Below are 270 nucleotides of genomic sequence, written 5' to 3'. Positions count from 1 at the left end.
GCAGGTAATGCATCAGCACGCCCAGAAGGGCAATCAGGCCGATGATCATCGCGAAGGCGTAGTGATAGAGGAAACCGGATTGGGTACGACGCAGCACGCCGGCTGCGACGTCCACAACACGTGCCGAAAGATTGACCACGCCGTCGACGATGTTGCTGTCGATCCAGCGTGCGACCTTGCCCAGCTTGCCGCTGCCACCGGCAAAGCCATCGATCCACAGCTTGTCGAAGCCGTACTTGTTTTCCAGCACCGACACCAGCGGGGCGAAGG

Annotated in this window: 1 pseudogene; it reads right to left on the bottom strand. The window is 60.4% G+C overall.

Annotation, left to right across the window (positions count from 1 at the left end):
* Positions 1-270 (bottom strand): annotated as a pseudogene (locus ACRHNM_RS16850) (hypothetical protein); the annotation flags it as partial.

The organism is Psychroserpens mesophilus (genome assembly GCF_050617655.1).
In the GTDB taxonomy this organism is placed as follows: domain Bacteria; phylum Bacteroidota; class Bacteroidia; order Flavobacteriales; family Flavobacteriaceae; genus Psychroserpens; species Psychroserpens mesophilus_A.
The sequence above is the reverse complement of the archived record's forward strand: the minus strand, read 5'-3'. Positions and strand labels throughout refer to the sequence as shown.